General features: G+C 64.7%; 15 protein-coding genes and 7 tRNA genes. 5 read left to right on the top strand and 17 right to left on the bottom strand.

Annotated features, from left to right (window positions below):
• Positions 1-30: 30 nt before the first annotated feature.
• From VL52_RS01425 to VL52_RS01400, 6 genes are read right to left on the bottom strand one after another with little or no spacing between them, the layout of a single operon-like run.
• The gene (locus VL52_RS01425; RefSeq protein ID WP_021475896.1) at positions 31-576 is read right to left on the bottom strand and encodes a chemotaxis protein CheW; all 546 of its coding nucleotides are present in this window, start codon (positions 574-576) and stop codon (positions 31-33) included.
• 21 nt (positions 577-597) lie between these two features.
• Positions 598-2,193, bottom strand: a complete 1,596-nt coding sequence (locus tag VL52_RS01420; RefSeq protein WP_082106992.1) for a methyl-accepting chemotaxis protein — start codon at positions 2,191-2,193, stop codon at positions 598-600.
• A complete protein-coding gene (locus tag VL52_RS01415) occupies positions 2,190-4,406 on the bottom strand; it encodes a chemotaxis protein CheA (RefSeq protein WP_046155393.1) in 2,217 nt (738 codons plus the stop codon). The genes VL52_RS01420 and VL52_RS01415 overlap by 4 nt, the downstream gene beginning before the upstream one ends.
• A complete protein-coding gene (locus tag VL52_RS23045; protein WP_052729050.1) occupies positions 4,396-4,692 on the bottom strand; it encodes an STAS domain-containing protein in 297 nt (98 codons plus the stop codon). The genes VL52_RS01415 and VL52_RS23045 overlap by 11 nt, the downstream gene beginning before the upstream one ends.
• A gap of 26 nt (positions 4,693-4,718) precedes the next feature.
• Complete coding sequence (locus tag VL52_RS01405; protein WP_046155392.1) at positions 4,719-5,087, bottom strand: response regulator; 369 nt, start codon at positions 5,085-5,087, stop codon at positions 4,719-4,721.
• A gap of 18 nt (positions 5,088-5,105) precedes the next feature.
• Positions 5,106-6,005 carry a hypothetical protein gene (locus tag VL52_RS01400; RefSeq protein WP_046155391.1) on the bottom strand — a complete coding sequence of 300 codons (900 nt, stop codon included), beginning with the start codon at positions 6,003-6,005 and terminating at the stop codon, positions 5,106-5,108.
• 196 nt (positions 6,006-6,201) lie between these two features.
• Between VL52_RS01400 and VL52_RS01395 the strand changes: the two genes are divergently transcribed.
• From VL52_RS01395 to VL52_RS01380, 4 genes are all read left to right on the top strand, one after another.
• Entirely contained in the window at positions 6,202-7,428 is a 1,227-nt protein-coding gene (locus tag VL52_RS01395) for an aspartate kinase (protein ID WP_021475890.1), read from the top strand.
• 62 nt (positions 7,429-7,490) lie between these two features.
• A tRNA-Ser gene (locus VL52_RS01390) sits at positions 7,491-7,584 on the top strand.
• Between the two features lie 6 nt (positions 7,585-7,590).
• Positions 7,591-7,667: transfer RNA gene (locus VL52_RS01385), tRNA-Arg, on the top strand.
• Positions 7,668-7,671: 4 nt separating this feature from the next.
• Positions 7,672-7,746: transfer RNA gene (locus VL52_RS01380), tRNA-Glu, on the top strand.
• 116 nt (positions 7,747-7,862) lie between these two features.
• Here the strand turns inward: VL52_RS01380 and VL52_RS01375 are convergent.
• The 5 genes from VL52_RS01375 to VL52_RS01355 form a co-directional block, all read right to left on the bottom strand.
• On the bottom strand, positions 7,863-10,547 hold the full coding sequence (locus VL52_RS01375) for a TonB-dependent receptor plug domain-containing protein (RefSeq protein ID WP_052729049.1): 2,685 nt from the start codon (positions 10,545-10,547) through the stop codon (positions 7,863-7,865).
• A gap of 180 nt (positions 10,548-10,727) precedes the next feature.
• A tRNA-Glu gene (locus VL52_RS01370) sits at positions 10,728-10,802 on the bottom strand.
• Positions 10,803-10,806: 4 nt separating this feature from the next.
• Positions 10,807-10,883 (bottom strand) — tRNA-Arg (locus VL52_RS01365).
• A gap of 5 nt (positions 10,884-10,888) precedes the next feature.
• Positions 10,889-10,963 (bottom strand) — tRNA-Glu (locus tag VL52_RS01360).
• A 9-nt stretch (positions 10,964-10,972) separates the two neighbouring features.
• Positions 10,973-11,049, bottom strand: a tRNA-Arg gene (locus tag VL52_RS01355).
• 190 nt (positions 11,050-11,239) lie between these two features.
• On the opposite strand from VL52_RS01355, the gene VL52_RS01350 reads away from it, so the two are divergent.
• The gene (locus VL52_RS01350; RefSeq protein ID WP_235429170.1) at positions 11,240-12,646 is read left to right on the top strand and encodes an exonuclease domain-containing protein; all 1,407 of its coding nucleotides are present in this window, start codon (positions 11,240-11,242) and stop codon (positions 12,644-12,646) included.
• 64 nt (positions 12,647-12,710) lie between these two features.
• Here VL52_RS01350 and VL52_RS01345 read toward each other — a convergent pair whose 3' ends face one another.
• From VL52_RS01345 to flhA, 6 genes are all read right to left on the bottom strand, one after another.
• A complete protein-coding gene (locus VL52_RS01345) occupies positions 12,711-13,154 on the bottom strand; it encodes a DUF2846 domain-containing protein (protein WP_046155390.1) in 444 nt (147 codons plus the stop codon).
• Between the two features lie 77 nt (positions 13,155-13,231).
• Positions 13,232-13,981 (bottom strand): flagellar motor protein, encoded by a 750-nt coding sequence (locus VL52_RS01340; RefSeq protein WP_021475887.1) that lies wholly within the window; start codon positions 13,979-13,981, stop codon positions 13,232-13,234.
• 50 nt (positions 13,982-14,031) lie between these two features.
• Positions 14,032-14,778 carry an RNA polymerase sigma factor FliA gene (locus VL52_RS01335; protein WP_046155389.1) on the bottom strand — a complete coding sequence of 249 codons (747 nt, stop codon included), beginning with the start codon at positions 14,776-14,778 and terminating at the stop codon, positions 14,032-14,034.
• The gene (locus tag VL52_RS01330) at positions 14,775-15,659 is read right to left on the bottom strand and encodes a MinD/ParA family ATP-binding protein (protein WP_186009441.1); all 885 of its coding nucleotides are present in this window, start codon (positions 15,657-15,659) and stop codon (positions 14,775-14,777) included. Before VL52_RS01330 ends, VL52_RS01335 begins: the two co-directional genes overlap by 4 nt.
• Positions 15,650-17,086 (bottom strand): flagellar biosynthesis GTPase FlhF, encoded by a 1,437-nt coding sequence (flhF, locus tag VL52_RS01325; protein ID WP_046155388.1) that lies wholly within the window; start codon positions 17,084-17,086, stop codon positions 15,650-15,652. The genes VL52_RS01330 and flhF overlap by 10 nt, the downstream gene beginning before the upstream one ends.
• Positions 17,087-17,099: 13 nt before the next feature.
• Entirely contained in the window at positions 17,100-19,184 is a 2,085-nt protein-coding gene (gene flhA / locus VL52_RS01320; protein WP_046155387.1) for a flagellar biosynthesis protein FlhA, read from the bottom strand.
• Positions 19,185-19,189 lie beyond the last annotated feature (5 nt).

The raw sequence follows: 19,189 nt of genomic DNA, 5'->3' as shown, positions 1-19,189 counted from the left end.
GGCGGTCTGGTTTCGGGCTGCGGTGCGGGGTCATTCTTCCTGCGCCTCTTCCTGCCGGCTCAGTTCGGACAGCAGCGACATCTCGCCCACCGACAGCACCTTGTCCACGTCCAGCATCACCACGAAGCGGTTGTCTATCCTGGCCATGCCGGAGATGAAGTCGACGCGTATCTTGCTGCCGAACTGCGGCGGCGGCTCGATCTCGCTGTCGGGAATGGCCAGCACTTCGTGCACGGTGTCCACCAGCACGCCGATCAGCTGCCACTGTTCGTCGTATTCCATTTCGATGATGACGATGCAGGTGCGGCGGTTGATCGCGGTTTCGTCGCGGCCGAAGCGCAGCGACAGGTCGATCACCGGCACCACGGCGCCGCGCAGGTTCATCACCCCGCGGATGAAGGGCGGCATCAACGGCACCGAAGTGGGTTTGATGTATTCCAGGATTTCCCGTATCCGCAGAATGCCGATGGCGAAGGTTTCGCCGGCGAGCTGGAAGGTCAGGAATTGCCTCACCTCGGCCTGGGCGCCAGGCTCAGGGGCGGTTTCGCTGCGGCGGAGAATATTGAGTGCGGCCATGTCTGTGTCTCTCCTGCCGGGTCAGAACTGCATCAGGCCGTGTGGATCCGGCGCCGGCGGCGGCCTGCGGGCGGTATCGGACGGGGTGGCGGCATGCAGCGATCCCAGGTGGAAAAAGCCTATCAGGTCGTGCAGGTTTTCCGCCTGGCGGTTCATTTCCTCCGCCGTGGCGGCCAGCTCTTCGCTGGCGCTGGCGTTCTGCTGGGTGGTCTGATTCAGCTGCTGCACCGCCAGGCTGATCTGGCCGACGCCGCCGGACTGTTCCTTGGAGGCGGCGGCGATCTCCTGCACCAGGTCCGAGGTGCGGCGGCTGGAGCGGACGATTTCCTCCAGCAGGCTGCCGGCGCCGTCCACCAGGTCGACGCTGCTGCGGGCGAGGCCGCTGATTTCCTGAGCGGCCACCTGGCTGCGCTCGGCCAGCTTGCGCACTTCGGCGGCCACCACGGCGAAGCCCTTGCCGTGCTCGCCGGCGCGCGCGGCCTCGATCGCGGCGTTCAGCGCCAGCAGGTTGGTCTGGTAGGCGATGTCGTCGATGATGCTGATCTTGTCGGCGATCTCGCGCATCGCCCGTATCGTCTGTTGCACCGCCTGGCCTCCCTCGGCGGCTTCGCCGGACGCCTTCTCGGCCATGCTCTCGGTCAGACGCGCGTTGTCGTTGGTCTGGTTGATCGAATTGGACATCTGCTGGACCGAGGCCGACGTCTCTTCCAGTCCGGACGCCTGCTGGCTGGCCGATTGCGCGATCATCTGCGAGGTAGAGTGGATGTGCTGCGCGGCGACGGACAGGTTTTCCGAGCCGTTCTTCACCTCGCCCAGGATGGCGCCCAGCGTTTGTATCGTTTGCATGATGGAGGCGGCCAGGCTGCTCTGGTCGCCGGCGCGCAGCGGAATCTGGCCGTTCAGGTTGCCGCCGGCCACCTGGCGCATCAGCTCCGCGACCTGCCGTGGCTCGCCTCCCAGCGTGCGCAGCAGGTCGCGGCGGATCAGCAGCCCGATCGCCAGGCTGGCGAGCAGCGCGATTCCCGCCAGCAGCAGCAGGCGGTTGCGGCTGTCGATGTAGGTTTCCTCCCCTTGATGGGCGAGATCGTCGTTCAGCTTGTCCTCATAGGCGGCGAGCGCAGTAATGGTTTCGTTCAGCTGACCGCCCTTTCCGGTCAGCAGCTGGGCTGCTTCTTTGCCTTGCTGCCTGGCCATCAGCGCCAGCGCCTGAAGGTAGTCTTGATGGACGACGCGGCTGCCGTTCTGGATGGCGTTTATCAATTCCCTCTCGCGGGGCTGGGTGCCGGATTCGCGCTGGAACATCTGCGCCAGTTGCTGCTCGGTGTCCTGGTAGCGGCGCAGCGAGTCCTGCAGGGCCTGGACCGTGCGCGCGGCCTCTTCGGGGCTGGCGGCCAGCAGGCCGTTGCGGATCTCGATGCGGATCTGCTGGTTTTGTTCCAGCAACTGGTGGGCCAGCCGCCCCTCTACATTGTTGACCTGGGTGATGTCGTGGATGATGCCGCTGGTGCTGGAGAAGCCATGTAGGGCGGCCGCCACGCACAGCAGCAGCAGGGCGATGATGGCGCCGTAGCCCAATGCCTGCTTGGTTTGAATGCGCATGCCTGATAGGGCTGTCATGGCGTGTTTCCTTGCAAGGGTGTGCCGGGGCGGGGAACGGCGTCGGCGCGCGGCGGCAGCGCGAAGCGCTCGGACTCGCGTCGGCAGGCGCGCTGTATCAGCGAGGGGACATCCAGAATCAACGCGACTTCGCCGGTGCCGAGTATGGTGGAGCCGCTGATCGCTTTCAGCGTGTTGAACAGCGCGCCCAGCGGCTTGATCACGGTCTGGAATTCGCCCTGCAGCGCGTCCACCACCAGGCCGGCCTTGCGCTCTCCGTATTGCACCACCACCACGTTGCGGCGGAGAGTCGCGGCGGGCGGCAGCTCGAAGAAGCTGTCGAGGTGCAGCAGGGGCAGCAGCTCGCCGCGCAGGTTGATGCAGTCGTGCACGCCGTTTTCGGGCAGGCCGGCCGGCAGTTCTATGCACTCGATCACGGCCTCCAGCGGCAGCACGAAGGTGGATGCGGCCACCTCCACCAGAAAACCGTCGATGATGGCCAGCGTCAGCGGCAGCCGGATGCGGAAGGTGGTGCCCTGGCCGGCTTCGCTGTCGATCTCGATGTTGCCATGCAGCTGCTCGATGCCGCGCCGGACCACGTCCATGCCGACGCCTCGCCCGGACAGATTGGTCACTTGGTCGGCGGTGGAGAAGCCGGCCTCGAATATCTGCTGGAACACCACGCTGTCCGGCGGCTCCTCATCCAGGCCGAGCAGGCCGCGCTCGCGCGCCTTGGCCAGGATGCGTCCGCGATCGAGGCCGCCGCCGTCGTCGGCCACTTCGATCACCACGCTGCCGGATTCGTGGTAGGCGTTGAGCCAGAGATTGCCTTGGGCGGGCTTGCCGTGGGCCTGGCGGACGTCGGTGGGCTCGATGCCGTGGTCTATGGCGTTGCGCACGATGTGCAGCAGCGGGTCGCCCAGTTTTTCCACCATCGACTTGTCCAGTTCGGTTTCCGCGCCGACGATGCGCAGCTGGATGTCCTTGCCCAGTTCGCGCGAGACGTCGCGGACCACGCGCGGGAAGCGGTGGAAGATTTCTCCTATCTGCACCATGCGCATCGACAGCGTGCCGGTGCGGATCTGTTCGATCAGATTGGCGATGCCCAGTGTGGCCTCCACCAACTGCGGCTGCTGCGAGCGGCGCGCGATCAGGTTGGCCGCCGAGCCGGCGATCACCAGTTCGCCTATCAGATTGATCAGGCTGTCCAGTTTGCCGGCCTCCACCTTGATGAAGCGGCTCTCTCCACCGCGTCCGGCGCGGGCTTCGCCGTGGGTGGGCGGGGTTTCCGGAGGGAGAGGCGCATGCGGCTCGGCCTGGGCGGCGGGCTGAGCCGGCTCGGCGGGAGAGGGCTCGGCTGTCGCGGCCAGTGGGTGCTCCAGCAAGGGATCGACGCCGGCGGGGGCCTCTTCCTCAAGCGGCTGCGCCTGGCCCAGCGCGCCGAACCGCCGCCAGGCCTCCTCCACTTCCCGCGCCTCGTCCGGCGTCGCGCTGGCGCAGGATTCATGCAAATGGGCGGCGGCGATCTTCAGCGGCCAGATGAATAGCTCGCTGTCCTCGCGGATGAATTCGAAGACTTCATGCAGCGATTTCTCGTCGATGTCCGAGTGGTACAGCAGCTCGAAGCGCAGGTAATTGCTTTCCGCGTCGAAATCGGCGCCGGCGGGCAGCCGGCAGGCGATCGCGCGGATGCCCTCCACGGTGCCCAGCGTCGCCAGATAGCGGATGAAGGATGAAGGGTCGAGGCCATTGCGCAGCACGTCTGGGCCGAAGCGCAGCGACAGCACCCAGCGCTCCGGCCGGGATGCCGCGGGGGGAGGCGCTTCCCGGACGGGAGGCTGCATCGCCTGCGGCACGGTCAGATAGCCTAGCAGCGCGGCTTCCAGCGCCTCGTCGCTCAGCGCCTCCAGCGAGTCGCCGGCCGCCAGCGCCTGGATCAGCAGCTTGACGTGATCGTGACAGCGCAGCAGCAGGCCGACCAGCTCGTCATCCAGCTTCAGCTTGCCGTCGCGCAGCTGGTCCAGCAGATTCTCGGCCTGATGGCTGAAGCGGATGATGGGGTCCAGGCCGAACAGCCCGGCCGAGCCCTTGATGGTGTGCATGGTGCGGAACAGCGCGTTCAGCTGCTCCGAGCTGGTCTGCTCGGCCTCGACGTCCAGCAGGATGCTTTCCATCTCGTCCAGCAGCTCGCGGGACTCTTCCAGGAAAGTCTGCATAGCCTGTTCAAGATCCATCGCCGGCTCCGCTGCGCCTGAATGCCAGTTCGCCCTCCATGCCCATCTGGCGGAGGAATTCATCCAGCGGACGGCTGGGGTCGAGCAAGCCCATCCGCCTGTCCAGCCTGGCGGCCTCGCGCTGCAGCCACAGCAGCACTTGGGCGCCGGCGCAGTCGATCTCCTCTATCGAGGACAGGTCGAGCAGGATGTCCTCGCTGCTTCGCAGGGCGGCCTCCAGCTCCGTCCGCCATTGCGCGGCCTGGTAGATGGTCTGTTCGTGTCCGGCGACGATCGAAAGCGCCATGTCCGCTCCAGGGTTCGTTGGCCGGTTCAGGGCAGGATCAGCTTGGACACCGCGGTCAGCAGCACCGGGGGCTGGAACGGCTTGACCACCCAGGCCTTGGCGCCAGCCTCCTTGCCCTCGCGTTTTTTCTCATCCGCCGACTCCGTCGTCAGCATGATCACCGGCGTGAACTTGTAGTGGGGCAGCTGCTTGATGTTTTTCAGCAGGCTGATGCCGTCCATCTGCGGCATATTGACGTCCGAGATGATCAGATGGATCTTGCGGCCGTCCAGAATGTCCAGCGCTTCCTTGCCATTGCCGGCCTCCAGCACTTCGTAGCCGGCGCCGGCCAGCGTCATGCGCACCACCTGCCGCAAGGTGGTGGAGTCGTCGACGATCAATATGGTTTTGCCCATCTGCGACTACCCCGTCATTCAGAAAAAAGTGATATCGCTGGGCCCCGGCGCCTTGTCATTGCCTTCCCGGCCGTGAAGCGCGCGTTGCTCGTGGGTGGTGTAGCTGTTCTTCAGCGCGGACAGCCAGGCTTCGGTGTCCGGCGGAGTCGGCAATTCGCCTTCGCAGTTCAAGGCTTCATGCAGCGAGGCCTCCAGTTGCCAGATGTCGTTTTGCACGTGGGACAGTATCTGGCTGACCCGGTCTTGAAATTGGAGATGGGTCAGGATGTCTTCCACGGTGGCGGGCAGGTCGAAGCCGTCGGCCCGGAAGCCGGCGGCGATCTGCTGGTCCAGCGCGTGCAGCCGCTGCGCCAGCGTGCGGGCCTCTCCGGCGATTGTCGTCGCGTGGGCCGCGCCGCCGCCGGACTGGGCCAGCTCGTCCAGCTTCAAGCTGGACTGGCGCAACTGCCGCAGTTCGGTCGAGAGCCTGCGCTGCAGCTCGGCGGGCGGCCACTGCGCGTCGCGTGCGTCGGCGGCGGGGATTTCGGCCGCGTCTATCGAATCCAGACCGTCATGCTCTGCCGGCTGGTGGCCGAGCAGGCGCAGCATGCTGTCGAAACGGTCGGTCAGGTGGCCGGCGGCCTCGTCTATTTGTTCGCGGCTGAGCGCGATGTGTCCGGCCCACAGCGGCAGCAGCGCATAGACGTGGCTGGCGTAGTCTCGCCAGTAGCTCTCGTTGCCGCCGCCGGAGACTGGCCGGTGGGCAGAGGAGGCGACCGGGATCGGCCACAGCAGCAAAAGCGCGATCAACAACGAAGTCAGGCCCAGAGCGGGCCAGAACAAGGGATGGTTGATCAGCAGCGTGTATTGGATTCCCCCGTTGACGGCCAGGCCGATTTGCAGCCGGATCCAGCGCCAGGGTTGAACAGGGGCGATCATGCAAGGGTCCTGTCGGTCGGATGCGTATTCTTCCTACTGATTTGTAGCCGCTGCGATGTGGGGATGCAAACAGGCAGTCAATTGTCGTAAACCGCCGGCGCCGGGCGCGGAAGCCCAATTCCGCCTTGCATTTATCGACATTCTGTGGTCAGAATCGAAGTTCGACATTTCAACCATTTTGAAACAAGAAGCACGTATGGCACTCATCGTACAGAAGTACGGCGGCACCTCGGTCGGGACAACCGAGCGCATCAAGAATGTGGCCCGTCGCGTCGCCAAGTGGAAGGCCCAGGGGCATGATGTGGTGGTGGTGGTTTCCGCGATGAGCGGCGAAACCAATCGCCTGATCGCCCTGGCCAAGGACATTCAGGACTATCCGGACCCGCGCGAGCTGGACGTGATCGTCTCCACCGGCGAGCAGGTCACCATTGGCCTGTTGGCGATGGCGCTGAAGGAAATCGGCGTGCCGGCCAAGAGCTATTGCGGCTGGCAGGTGAAGGTGGTGACCGACCAGGCCCACACCAAGGCCCGCATCCAGTCGATAGACGAGGGCGTGATGCGCGCCGACCTGAAGGAAGGCCGCGTGGTGATCGTCGCCGGCTTTCAGGGGGTGGACGAGGAAGGCAACATCACCACGCTGGGCCGCGGCGGCTCGGATACCTCGGCGGTGGCGCTGGCCGCCGCGCTCAAGGCCGACGAGTGCCAGATCTACACCGACGTCGACGGCGTCTACACCACCGATCCGCGCGTGGTGCCGGAGGCGCGCCGCCTGAAGACGGTCACTTTCGAAGAAATGATCGAAATGGCGTCGCTGGGCTCCAAGGTATTGCAGATCCGTTCGGTGGAATTCGCCGGCAAGTACAAGGTGCGCTTGCGCGTGCTCTCCAGCTTCGAGGACGAAGGCGAGGGCACCCTGATTACGTTTGAGGAAGATGAGAGCATGGAAAAGGCGGTAGTGGCAGGCATCGCGTTCGATCGCAACGAAGCCCGCATCAATGTGAAGGGCGTGCCGGACAAGCCGGGCATCGCCTACCAGATCCTGGGCCCGATCGCGGATGCCAACATCGAAGTGGACATGATCATCCAGAATGTCGGCGAGAACGGCACCACCGATTTCTCGTTCACCGTGCCGCGCGGCGAATTCAACCGCGCGCTGGCCATCCTGCGCGAAGTGCAGACCCACATCGGCGCCGCCAAGATCGACGCCGACGACAAGGTGGCCAAGATCTCCATCGTCGGCGTCGGCATGCGCTCGCATTGCGGCATCGCGTCCACCATGTTCCGCACGCTGGCGGAAGAGGGCATCAATATCCAGATGATTTCCACCTCGGAAATCAAGGTGTCGGTGCTGGTGGATGAGAAGTACCTGGAACTGGCGGTTCGCGTTTTGCATAAAGTTTTCGGCCTGGATCAGGCGGCGTAAATATTTTTGCGCAGCTTGCTTGACAGAGGGGGCGCCGCTAATTAATATGGCGCTCTCTGAACGGAGAAATGGCCGAGTGGTCGAAGGCACTTCCCTGCTAAGGAAGCATACGGGCTTAAACCTGTATCGAGGGTTCGAATCCCTCTTTCTCCGCCAGAAACTGCACCCGTAGCTCAGTTGGATAGAGTATCTGGCTACGAACCAGAGGGTCGGGCGTTCGAATCGCTCCGGGTGCACCAAGACGTCCCTATAGTTTAGCGGTTAGAACACCGCCCTTTCACGGCGGTAGCCGGGGTTCGATTCCCCGTGGGGACGCCAGGATTCAGAAAAAAGCCTCGCATGAAAATGCGGGGCTTTTTTCATTTCTTTATTCATTTTCGTGCCGGATCGCGTAACAAAGGGATGCCTTGCGGCATCCCTTTCTCGTCTCCGCCTTAGAACTTGTGGTTCAGCTCCAGCCAGGCCTGGCGGCCGTATGGCGCGTAACTGCCTACTGGGTAGTAGGGCCAGCCGCCGGTGTAGTCCTTCTTGAGGAAATCCTGGACGTTGTTGACGATCAGCCCAATCGATGTCTTCTTGTTCAGCTGGCGGGTGACGCTCAGGTTGGCGAGCACGGTCGGCGTCAGGTAGCCATTGCCGGCGCCGTTGGGGATCTTGCCGTAGCGAGTCAGCAGCAGCGTGGACGACCAGTCGCCGATGTTCCAGGTGGTGGTGAAGTCCAGCTTGTCCGGCCAGTCGGTGTTGCTCATGTCGGTCAACTCGTTCTGGGCCGGGTCGCCGGCGAATTGTTGGTAGGTGTGGGTCAGGACCTTGGTATAGGTGGCTTTGAACAGGAAATCGCCCAGCTTGGCGGTGCGCAGGCGGTATTTGCCGCTGAGGTCGATGCCGCTGGTGCGTTCGCTGGCGGCGTTGATCGGATTGACGACGATGGTGTTGATCGCGCCGGGGTCTACCACTGCATTGTTCGGATTGCGCATCACGCGACGGAGCGCGTCCTGGCACTGGGTGGAGCTGGCGTTCAACTGGCCGCCGCGGCACAGCGCCTCGTCGCGCAGCAGCTTGTCGGCGCTGAGGGTGGTGACCAGGTCGTCGATGGTGATGTTCCAGTAGTCCAGCGAGATGTCGGCGTCGCGGCTGGGCGACCAGACGAAGCCTAGTCCATACGATTTTCCGCTTTCCGGCTTCAGGCCGGCGTTGCCGTTGCTGATGTAGTTGGAGCCGGGCGAGACGCCGGCGTATTGGCAGTTGGCCAGCGGCTGGCCGGCTTGCGCGCAGCGCCAGTAGTCGGTGGTGGACGAGTAGTAGCCTCGGGTCTGGGTCTGGAACAGGTAGCTCATGTCCGGAGCGCGGAAGCTGGTGGCGTAGTTGCTGCGCAGCAGCAGGCTTCCGGTGGGGCGGTATTCCAGGCCGGCGCCGTAGGTGAGCTTGCCTTCGCTGTTGGCGGAGGTCTGGTAGCGGTCGTAGCGGCCGGACAGGGTCAGGTTGACCGGTTTGGCCAACGGCAGCAGCAGTTCGGCGCCGGCCGCCTCGCGCGAGCGGGAGCCGCTGGCTCGGATCGCGGGGCTGGCGTTGTAGTACACGCCCTGGTTCAGGCTTTGGTCGGGGTCGTTGCTGAAGCCTTGGCTGCCCCATTCCAGCAGGCCCGCCAATTTGGCGGGGCCGGCCGGCAATTGGAAGGCCTCTCCGCTGGCGCTCAGGCTGAGCACCTGCAGCCAGGATTTGTTGTTGCCGGTGCTGTCGCCGATCAGGCTGGAGGCTTGCGTCGGCGTCAGCGGCCGGTAGAAGCGGCTGGTGTTGGGGGCGTAGATCGGAACGCCGCTGCCGTCGGTCCCGAGCTGCGAGCCGAGGAAGTAAGCGTTGACGCCGGAGAGCAGCATCGGGGTGGTGGTGCGGCTGGTGTAGACTGAGGCGTTGTAGGCCGCCTCGTAATTCCAGCTGCCGGTCAGGTCGCCGCGCACGCCCAGCGTCAGGTTGGCCGCCAGGTCGTCCCACTTGCGGTTGTAATTGCTGGTTCCGCCCAGCTCTTCGGGGGTGAAGCGCTTGTTCCAGACTTCGTAATTGCCGCTGTTCTGGTTCAGGAAGTAGCCGCCCTGGCCGGCGGCCGCGGTCCAGTTGGGGCCGCGGGTGTTGTTTTCGGTGTGAGTGACGCCCAGCATGGCGTCGCTGAACAGCTCGGCATGCGAATTGATCTGGTAGTTGAGGCTGAGGAATCCGCTCTGGCTTTGGGTGGCCGTCTGTATCGTCCAGTACGATGGTTTCAGCAGGCCGCTGGCGCAATATCCTTTTTGGCTGTTGCCCACGGTGGTGACGCTGCCGGCGAACATGCCGGCGAAATTGCCGCAGGCGCTGCCGGCGTCGAGATAGGCGCCGCCGGCGATGCGTCGCGACAGGATGGCGGAGGGGGCTTCTCCGAGGGCGGTGGAGTCGGACATGAAGCCCCGCTGGCGCGACCAGATCGCGTTGCGTTTGCTCAATTCCAGGCCGTAGACCGCGCTGAGCTGATCCCAGCTTTTGCCGCCGGTCAGCTGCAGCCTGGCGTTTTCGCCGCCGTGATGCTCGGTGGAGCCGATCTTGACGTTGACGGCGGCGCCGTCGGTTTTCTTTTTCAGGATGATGTTGACCACACCGGCGATGGCGTCGGAGCCGTAGATGGCGGAGGCGCCGCCGTTCAGGATTTCGATGCGGTCTATCAGCGCGGCGGGGATGTTGGCCAGGTTGACGAAGTTGACCTGGCCCTCGTAGGCGATCGGATAGTCGGCCATGCGGCGGCCGTTGATCAGCGTCAGCGTGTGATTCGGTCCGAGGCCGCGCAGGCTGATGGCGTTGGCGGCCGGCGTGAAGGTATTGCCGAAGTCGGCGCCCTGGGTGAAGCCGGTGTTCTGCGTCAGGTTGTTCAGGGCGTCGTAGACATTGGTGTAGCCCTGTTTTTCGATGTCGTCGCCGCTGATGACGGTGACGCTGGTCGGGCCCTCTTTGGCGGAGCGGGCGATGCGCGAGCCGGTGACGGTCACGCGTTCCAGCGAGTCGGCCGGCGGCGTGTCGGCCAGGGCTGGCCAGGCGGAGAGAAGCAGCAGGGCGGATAGCAGCCTGGGGTGGGGCGGAGTTTTCGCGGAATGCACGGCGGGCCTGTTCTTGTATGGGTATCAGGAAGAACAGGATATCTCCATGTCATTTTTGTTGTGCGAAGAAAAACGGCAATGCAAATGACGCAGCGGCATATTGGGAGATCGGGGCGGAGCCATCTGGCCGCTGGAATGAAAAAAGCCCCGCATTTCCATGCGAGGCTTTTTTCTGAATCCTGGCGTCCCCACGGGGAATCGAACCCCGGCTACCGCCGTGAAAGGGCGGTGTTCTAACCGCTAAACTATAGGGACGTTTTGGTGCACCCGGAGCGATTCGAACGCCCGACCCTCTGGTTCGTAGCCAGATACTCTATCCAACTGAGCTACGGGTGCGTATTTGGCGTCCCCACGGGGAATCGAACCCCGGCTACCGCCGTGAAAGGGCGGTGTTCTAACCGCTAAACTATAGGGACGCTGATTTGTGGTGCACCCGGAGCGATTCGAACGCCCGACCCTCTGGTTCGTAGCCAGATACTCTATCCAACTGAGCTACGGGTGCACTGTCTCGCGAGACGTTGTGTCTTGCGAGAGACCGGATATTACAGAGAGGGGTTTTCTCTGTCAACACTTCGTAGGATTTTTTTTGCAAAGCCGGTAAACTCGGCAGCTGTCCCTGTCGCGGCGGGCCAACATCTTCAATCATTTGACATGTTGGCGGCGTGGCCGCAAGACACGAAAGCGAAGCGAGATTGAATACCCTGTTTGCGCAGCCTTGCGCCATCATCGACCTGGAAACCACCGGCGGCAACATCGCGCGCGACCGCATCACCGAAGTCGGCGTGGTGCTGATTGACGGCGAACGCGTCGAGCGCCTGTCCTGGCTGGTCAATCCCGGCCAGCCCATCCCGCCCTTCATTGAAAACATGACGGGCATCAGCAACGAGATGGTGGCCGGCGCGCCGCCGTTCGCCGAACTGGCCGACGAGCTGCTGGCCACGCTGCGAGGCCGCCTGCTGCTGGCGCACAACGCCCGCTTCGACTATGGCTTCCTCAGAAATGAATTCCGCCGCCATGGCCTGCGCTTCCAGGCGCGCGCGCTGTGCACGGTCAAGCTGTCGCGCCGACTGTATCCACAGCATTTCAAGCACAGCCTGGACAGCCTGATCGCCCGCCACGGCATAGAAATGCCGGAGCGCCACCGCGCGCTGGCCGACGCTGAGGCGGTCTACCGCTTCATTCAGATCGCCGGCGCGGAGCTGGGCGAGGACAAGGTGGCGCATGAGGCCGCGCAACTATTGTCGCAACCGGCCGAACTGTCCAGCCTGCCGGCGGAGCTGCAGCAGCAGGTGGAGGATATGCCGGATTCGGCCGGCGTCTACGCGATGTTCGGCGAGGATGGCCGCGCGCTGTACATCGGCCGCGCGACCAATCTGTACCGCAAGGCGTTGGGCCACTTCGCCGAACGCAAGCCCGGGCACAAGAGCCATGAGGTGCGGATAGACGAGCCGGTGGCGAGGGTGGAGTGGCGCGAAAGTTTGAGCGAGTTCGGCGCCCGTTTGCTGGAGTTGCAGTGGCTTGGCCGCTTGCAGCCGCTCCATAACCCGCGGGCCAGGATGATGGGCGAGGTGTGCACGCTGCAGCTGCAAGCCGGCGACGACGCTTTTTCGCGGCCGGTCCCGGTATCCGCCCGCGACATCGACTTCACCCGCACCGCCGATCTCTACGGCTTGTTCCGCCACGCGCGCGAGGCGCGCAAGGCGCTGGCGCAGATCGCGCTGGCTCAGGGGCTATGCCAGTCGGTGCTGGGGGTGGAGCAGGTGACCAGCCGCAAGGGCGCGCCTTGCGCCGCCTACCGGATCCGCCGCTGCCGCGGCGCCTGCGTCGGCGACGAGGGCGCCGACAGCCACAACGCCAGGTTGCTGGCGGCGCTGCAGCGGCTCAAGGTCAAACCGTGGCCGTTCGAGGGCGCGGTGGCGGTGGCGGAGCGCGACGAGGTGTGCGGCGATGTGGTGGAGCACCTGTTCGACCGCTGGTGCTATCTGGGCAGCCGCCGCAATGGCGGCGCGCTGGAGGGCGAGCCGGCTTTCGACATCGATTACTACAAGCTGCTGGAGAGCGAGCTGCGCAAACCGGAGAGGGGCGTGTCGCCGCAGTAAGCCGGCATGGCTCCGGACATGAAAAAAGGCAAGCGTCGCTTGCCTTTTTCGATTCCGGGGGGCTTTAGAGCGGGGCGATCAGCGAGGATTCCTTCACGCCATCCTGGCCGGTTTTCTCGTCGACTTCCTGCAGCTGGTTGCGGGGAGCGAACAGGCCCATCTTCACTTCTTGCCAGATGTAATAGATTTTGCCGGCGACGGCGTCCAGGGTGATGCTGGAATCGTTCTCGCCCTTGCCGGTGATCGTATGTTTGCCGGCCGGCAGGTCCTTCATGATGTAGCTATGGGCCACGGTATCGCCGGCCATCGCGTTGTCGATGGCGACCGGCAGCTTCACCGCGGCGCCGAAGTTCTCGTTGCGATAGATGTAGACGCGGGCGGCATCGGCGGCGGGAATCTTGAATTCTTTGGCGGCGGCGTCCGCTTCCTTGGAGGCCATGGGAGTGCTGGCGCAGGCGCTCAGGCCTGCAACCAGCGCGGCAGCGATCAGAATACGCATAGTCGTCATCAGTGGTTGCGATAAGGCGCGACATGATAACGGCAAATTGTAAATCCATGTGAATTTTTGTGTGCTGGGCGGCGGCCTTACTCGTGCATCGCCAGATAGCCGCGCAGCCGGCTTTCGATGATGCGCGGGTTCTCGCCGTTGGCGATCGCCACTACGCCCTCGACCACTAGCTCCTTCATGGCCACCTCGGATGCCACCAGGTGTTTGAGCTTGTTGGCCATGGGCAGGAAAAACAGGTTGGCCGAGCCGACGCCATACACGGTGGCGACGAAGGCCACCGCGATGCCGCCGCCCAGCTTGGCCGGGTCGGACAGATTTTCCATCACGTGGATCAGGCCCAGCACCGCGCCCAGAATGCCCATGGTCGGCGCGTAGCCGCCAGCCGACTCCCAGATGCGGGCCGCCTGCTTGCGGGCGTGCTCGAACATGCTGATTTCCACTTCCATCACCGCGCGCAGCGTGTCCGGCTCGGTGCCGTCCACCAGCATCTGCATCGCCTTCTTGGTGAACGGATCGCGCTGGGTGGCGATCAGGCCCTCCAGCGCCAAGAGGCCGCCCTTGCGCGAGGTCTGGCTCCAGTTGATGACCTCGCGGATCATTTTTTCGTGGTCGAAGTTGGGCGGGCGGAATATCCAGCGCAGCATGCGCAGGCCGGCCATGAACTGTTTGGGCGTGCTTTGCAGCATCACCGCGCTGGTGGTGCCGCCGATGACGATCATGAAGGCGGTCAGCTGCATCAGCGAGCCGATGCTGCCCCCTTCGATGGCCTGGCCGGCGATGATGGCGGTCAAGCCCATTACAATGGCGATAAGACTGATCTTGTCCACAAAAAGGTTCCGTTATCGATCTGGTCTGAGACCCGGCTCGGGGTCTTCGCTTACAGCCAGTCTTTCAATTTTGCGCGCAGACGGGCGATGGCCTGGCTGTGCAATTGGCAGACGCGGGATTCGGTGACGCCCAGCACCGCGCCGATTTCCTTCAGGTTCAGCTCTTGTTCGTAGTAAAGCGCCATCACCAGCTGGTCGCGCTCGGGCAGGAATTTGATCGCGCTGATCAGCTGTTGGCGGAAGCTGTCGTCGGAGAAGGTGGCCAGCGGGTCGGGCGAGTCTTCGTCGGCGACATTGGTCACCGGATTGTGGCTGCTTTCGTCGTCGCCGCCGCCGAAGTCCTCGAAATGCAGCAGGGTGGTGCCTTTGCAATCGCCGAGCATGTCCTGGTATTGCTCCAGTTCCAGGCCCATCTCAACGGCGATTTCCGATTCCAGCGGCGTGCGGCCCAGCCGTTGCTCCAGCTTGGAGATCGCTTCCTCTATCTGGCGGGAGTTGCGGCGCGCCTGGCGCGGCAGCCAGTCCTCGCGCCGGAGTTCGTCCAGCATCGAGCCGCGGATGCGTTGGCTGGCGAAGGTTTCGAACTGCACGCCCTGGGCGGGATCGAACTGGCGGGCGGCCTCGATCAGGCCGATCATGCCGACCTGAATCAGATCGCCCAGCTCCACCGACGCCGGCAGCCGGGCGATCATGATGCTGGCCAGCTTGCGCACCAGCGGGGTATAGGCCTCCACGTCGATCTCGACGCTGGGGGCTGCTGCGGCATAGCCCGATCGGCGGAAGGACGGAAAGGTCATAAGGGTTTGGCTCCATCTGCCTCGGCCCAATCGCGCGAGGCGGCAATCAGCAAGTCCATGTATCCGGTACTGTCGCGGCTGGTTTCCGGCGCGTCCCACTGCGGCAGCACCGCCGACAGCTGCGAGAAGGCCATCGCCGCCTCGCTGTCCGGGAACGCCTCCATCAGCGGCCGGCGCAGCGTCTGGCTGCGGCGCACCGCGTTGTCCTGCGGCACGAAGCCCACCCAGCGCAGCGAAACGGTCAGGAATTCGCTGGTGACCGCCGACAGCCGGGTGAACAGCTCGTGCGCCTCTTCCAGATGCCGCGCGCGGTTGACCAGCACGTTGAAGCGCTGGCGGCCGTAACGGCTGGCCAGGCGCTTGATATTAGCGTAGGCGGCGGTCAGCGAATCGGCTGCCGGCGTCAGCACCAAGACCAGGTTGTCGGCCACGCAGGCCGGGATCGGGTCGCGAACCGGGTCGGGCGCGTCGATCAGCAGCGCCGAAGCGTCGCGCTCCTGCGCGCCGAATTCGCTGCCCAGCCGCAGCCACAGCTGGGTGGAGAATAACGCGCGTTGCTCGGGCTGCGCATAGAGATTGATCAACTGAACGCCTTGCCGCGACACTACCATCATTTCGTCCAGACCGCCCACGCTGACCACCTGGCTTTCCAGCGTGGCGGTGGAGGGCACGCCCAGGCGGCGGGTCTGCACCTGGCCCAGGCAGCAGTCCACCATGATGGGGCGCAGGCCGGCGTAGGCGAGGCCCAGCGCGAGCTCGGTCACCACGGTGCTGGTGCCTGAGTGTTCGGAGCCGATGAAGGCGAAGCTGGGCGCGCGCTGCCGCTGGGCGGCGAGCAGACGGAGGCTGGCGGCCTGGTCCTGCATGGCGTTCATAGCCATCCGGCCTGAGCCGCCTGCATGATGGACATTTCATCGGCCTGCAGCGCGAACGGGGAGGCGATCTGCTGCGCGCGCATCGCGCGGTCGACCAGGAAGGCGGCGTTGGCCGAATGCAGGTCTTCCGGCACCCGCTGGCCGTTGGTGACGTAGTAAAGCTTGAGCCGGTTGCGGATGATCACGTCCAGGCTGGGGCCCTGGGCCACCGCCTCGTCTATCTTCGACAGGATGCAGCCGGACAGGCCGTCGCCGCGGTAGCGTTTCACCACATCCTCCAGCGTATGGCCGTCGGTGTTGGCGGCCAGCAGCAGCAGCCGCTCGATCGGCCGGCCGGCGGTGCGCAGCATGTCGATCTGCGCCAGCACGCGCGCGTCGCGCTGGCCCATGCCCACGGTGTCGATGAACACGATGTGGCGGTTGGACAGGTCGGCCAGCGTCAGCTGCAGATCGCCCTCGTTCTGGATGGAGAACACCGGCACGCCCAGGATCTTGCCGTAGATGCGCAACTGGTCTTGCGCGCCGATCCGGTAGCTGTCGGTGGTGATCAGCGCCACGTGCTGGGCGCCGAAGCGCATCGTCGCGCGGGCGGCCAGCTTGGCCACGGTGGTGGTCTTGCCGACGCCGGTGGGGCCGACCAGCGCGAAGATGCCGCCGCGGTCCATCACCTCGCGGTCGGCGTCCGCGCATTTCAGATTGTGCGCCAGCGCCGAGCGCGCCCATTTCACCGCGACCTCGGCCTGGTACTGAGCCGGCATCTTCTCGATCAGCTGGCGGATCAGCTGGGCGGAAAAACCCATGGCCAGCAGGTGCTTGAACAGCTCCAGCCGGTTGGGCGCCTTGCCCTCCATGTCCGACCAGGCGAAGCTGGCCAGCTGGCTTTGCAGCAGGCTTCTGAGCAGTTTGATCTCGTCGCCGATCTGCCTGAGTTCCTGGGCCATTTGTTCCTGCTCCTCGCCGTTGACCTGCGGCGCGGCAGGCGCCGGCTGCGGCCGCTGCGCGGCGCGCGGGGGAGATTGCGCCGCCGGCTGCATCATGGGCTGGGCGGCGGGCTGCGGCGGGGTAAAGGTCGGCTCCATCCGCGGCGGCGCCGTTTCCAGCCGTGGCGGGGCGGGGCTTTCCAGCGGCTCCACCGGCATCGCGTAGGTGCGGGCGATGGCGCGGTTCATCGCGCTGCCGTTGGCGGGCGGGATCGGCGCGGGTTGCTGCGGCCGGTTGACCGCGGGCGGCGCGTTGCGCGGCGGATGCTTGCTGCTGGAGGTGGACAGCGTGCTGGCCAGGTTGGCGACGTCCGCGTCGGCCACCGCCATGATTTCCACGCCGCCGCCCATCGTCGGGCGATTGGACAAAATAAGGGCATCCGCGCCCAGTTCTTCGCGAACTTGCCTGAGTGCGTCTCGAGTGGTTTTCCCGAAGAACTTTTTCACCACCATTATTGTTTAGCCCTTAGCCCTTGCTGCCGCCGATTACCGCAATTATACGAATGGATTTATTGTCCGGAATCTCATTATGCGAAATCACACGCAATTGCGGCAATGCCCGGCGCAGGAAACGCGCGAGCAGCGGCCGCAGGCCCGGCGCCGTCAGCAGCACCGGATTATACCCCTGGATCTCCACTTGTTCGGTCTGTTGGGCCGCGCTTGACAGCAGATTCTCGGCCAGTCCCGGCTCCAGTCCGCCGCCGGCTTTCGATTGCACCGCCTGCATCAGCACGTTTTCCAGCTGCGGCTCCAGCGTCATCAGCGGCAGCTCGGCCTCGCCCGGGAACAGTTGCTGGACGATCACCCGCGACAGCGCGGTGCGCACGGCGCTGGTCAGCTCGTCGACGTCCTGGTTTTGAGGCACGTGGTCGGCCAGAGTTTCGACGATGGTGCGGAAGTCGCGGATGTGTATGCCCTCCGACAGCAGTTGCTGCAGCACCTTCTGCAGTATGCTCACCGGCACCACCTTGGGCACCAGATCCTCGATCAGTTTCGGAGATTCCTTGGCCTGGTGGTCGATCAGCGCCTGGACCTCTTCGCGTCCCAGCAGCTCGGCGGAGTGGGTCTGCAGCAGGTTGGAGATGTGGGTGGCCACCACGGTGCTGGCGTCCACCACGGTATAGCCCAGGCTCTGCGCTTCCTCGCGCTTGCCGGCGTCTATCCACACCGCCGGCAGGCCGAAGGCCGGGTCGGTGGTGGCCGCGCCGGCGATCTCCTTGCTGACCATGCCCGGATTGATGGCCAGGAACTGGCCGATGAAGGCCTCGCCCTTGCCCAGCTCCACGCCCTTCAGCAAGATGCGGTAGGCGTTGGGCTTGATTTCCAGATTGTCGCGGATGTGGACCGGCGGCACCAGAAAGCCCAGGTCTTGGGCGATCTTTTTGCGGATGCCGCGGATGCGGCGCAGCAGCTCGCCGTCCTGGGTGCGGTCCACCAGCGGGATCAGCCGGTAGCCGACCTCCATGCCCAGCTGGTCGACGTGCTGGACGTCGTGCCAGCCCACTTCGGCCGCCTGCTGCTCCGGCGCCGCCGTCGGCTGCGCGGCCGCCTGCAGTTCCCGGGCCAGCTTTTGCTTGCCGCGCTGCTCCATCGTCCTGGCCAGCGCCAACAGGCCGCCGGCGATCAGCAGGAAGGAGAAATGGGGCATGTTGGGGATCAGGCCTATCATGCCGATCACCGACGCGGTGATGTACAGCACCTGCGGCTTGGTGAACAGCTGGCCCAGGAACTGCTCCGACATGTCCTGGTCGGTGCCGACGCGCGTCACCACGATACCGGCCGCGGTGGAGATGATCAGCGCCGGAATCTGCGCGACCAGGCCGTCGCCAATGCTCAGCAGGGTGTAGGTTTCCGCCGCCTGGCCCACCGGCAGGTCGTGCTGGACCACGCCGACGATCAGGCCGCCGATCACGTTGATCAGGATGATCATGATGCCGGCCATCGCGTCGCCGCGCACGTATTTGGACGCGCCGTCCATCGCGCCGAAGAAGTTGGCTTCCTCGGCGATGGTGGAGCGGCGCTTGCGGGCATCGTCCTCGCCGATCAGGCCGGCGTTGAGGTCGGCGTCGATCGCCATCTGCTTGCCCGGCATCGCGTCCAGGGTGAAGCGGGCCGACACTTCGGCGATCCGGCCGGCGCCCTTGGTGATCACCACGAAGTTGATGATGGTGATGATGATGAACACCACGATGCCGATGGCGACGTTGCCGCCCACCAGGAAGTGGGAGAACGATTCGATCACCTTGCCGGCGGCGTCCGGGCCGGTATGGCCCTCCAGCAGCACCACCCGGCTGGAGGCGACGTTCAGCGACAGCCGCAGCATGGTGGTGATCAGCAGCACCGAGGGAAAGGACGAGAAGTCCAGCGGCTTGCGCACATTGATGCCGACCAGCAGCACGATCACCGACACCGCGATGTTGAAGGTGAAGAAGATGTCCAGCAGCACCGGCGGCAACGGCAGGATCATCATCGTCAGGATCAGGATGATGAGCAGCGGCCCCGCGAGCTGGGCGATCTTCATTTTGCGCAATATCTGGAGGATGGAGTCCATGCTGG

This window comes from Chromobacterium vaccinii, assembly GCF_000971335.1.
GTDB lineage: Bacteria > Pseudomonadota > Gammaproteobacteria > Burkholderiales > Chromobacteriaceae > Chromobacterium > Chromobacterium vaccinii.
This window is presented reverse-complemented; position numbering and strand designations above follow the sequence as displayed.

What these genes read in the sequence shown, in the direction of transcription:
- VL52_RS23045 (WP_052729050.1), bottom strand. Translation starts at nt 4,692, where the DNA reads ATGGCGCTTTCGATCGTCGCCGGACACGAACAGACCATCTACCAGGCC.
- flhA (WP_046155387.1), bottom strand. Translation starts at nt 19,184, where the DNA reads ATGGACTCCATCCTCCAGATATTGCGCAAAATGAAGATCGCCCAGCTC.
- VL52_RS01345 (WP_046155390.1), bottom strand. Translation starts at nt 13,154, where the DNA reads ATGACGACTATGCGTATTCTGATCGCTGCCGCGCTGGTTGCAGGCCTG.
- VL52_RS01335 (WP_046155389.1), bottom strand. Translation starts at nt 14,778, where the DNA reads ATGACCTTTCCGTCCTTCCGCCGATCGGGCTATGCCGCAGCAGCCCCC.
- VL52_RS01405 (WP_046155392.1), bottom strand. Translation starts at nt 5,087, where the DNA reads ATGGGCAAAACCATATTGATCGTCGACGACTCCACCACCTTGCGGCAG.
- VL52_RS01415 (WP_046155393.1), bottom strand. Translation starts at nt 4,406, where the DNA reads ATGGATCTTGAACAGGCTATGCAGACTTTCCTGGAAGAGTCCCGCGAG.
- VL52_RS01395 (WP_021475890.1), top strand. Translation starts at nt 6,202, where the DNA reads ATGGCACTCATCGTACAGAAGTACGGCGGCACCTCGGTCGGGACAACC.
- VL52_RS01330 (WP_186009441.1), bottom strand. Translation starts at nt 15,659, where the DNA reads ATGGCTATGAACGCCATGCAGGACCAGGCCGCCAGCCTCCGTCTGCTC.
- VL52_RS01400 (WP_046155391.1), bottom strand. Translation starts at nt 6,005, where the DNA reads ATGATCGCCCCTGTTCAACCCTGGCGCTGGATCCGGCTGCAAATCGGC.
- VL52_RS01420 (WP_082106992.1), bottom strand. Translation starts at nt 2,193, where the DNA reads ATGACAGCCCTATCAGGCATGCGCATTCAAACCAAGCAGGCATTGGGC.
- VL52_RS01425 (WP_021475896.1), bottom strand. Translation starts at nt 576, where the DNA reads ATGGCCGCACTCAATATTCTCCGCCGCAGCGAAACCGCCCCTGAGCCT.
- flhF (WP_046155388.1), bottom strand. Translation starts at nt 17,086, where the DNA reads ATGGTGGTGAAAAAGTTCTTCGGGAAAACCACTCGAGACGCACTCAGG.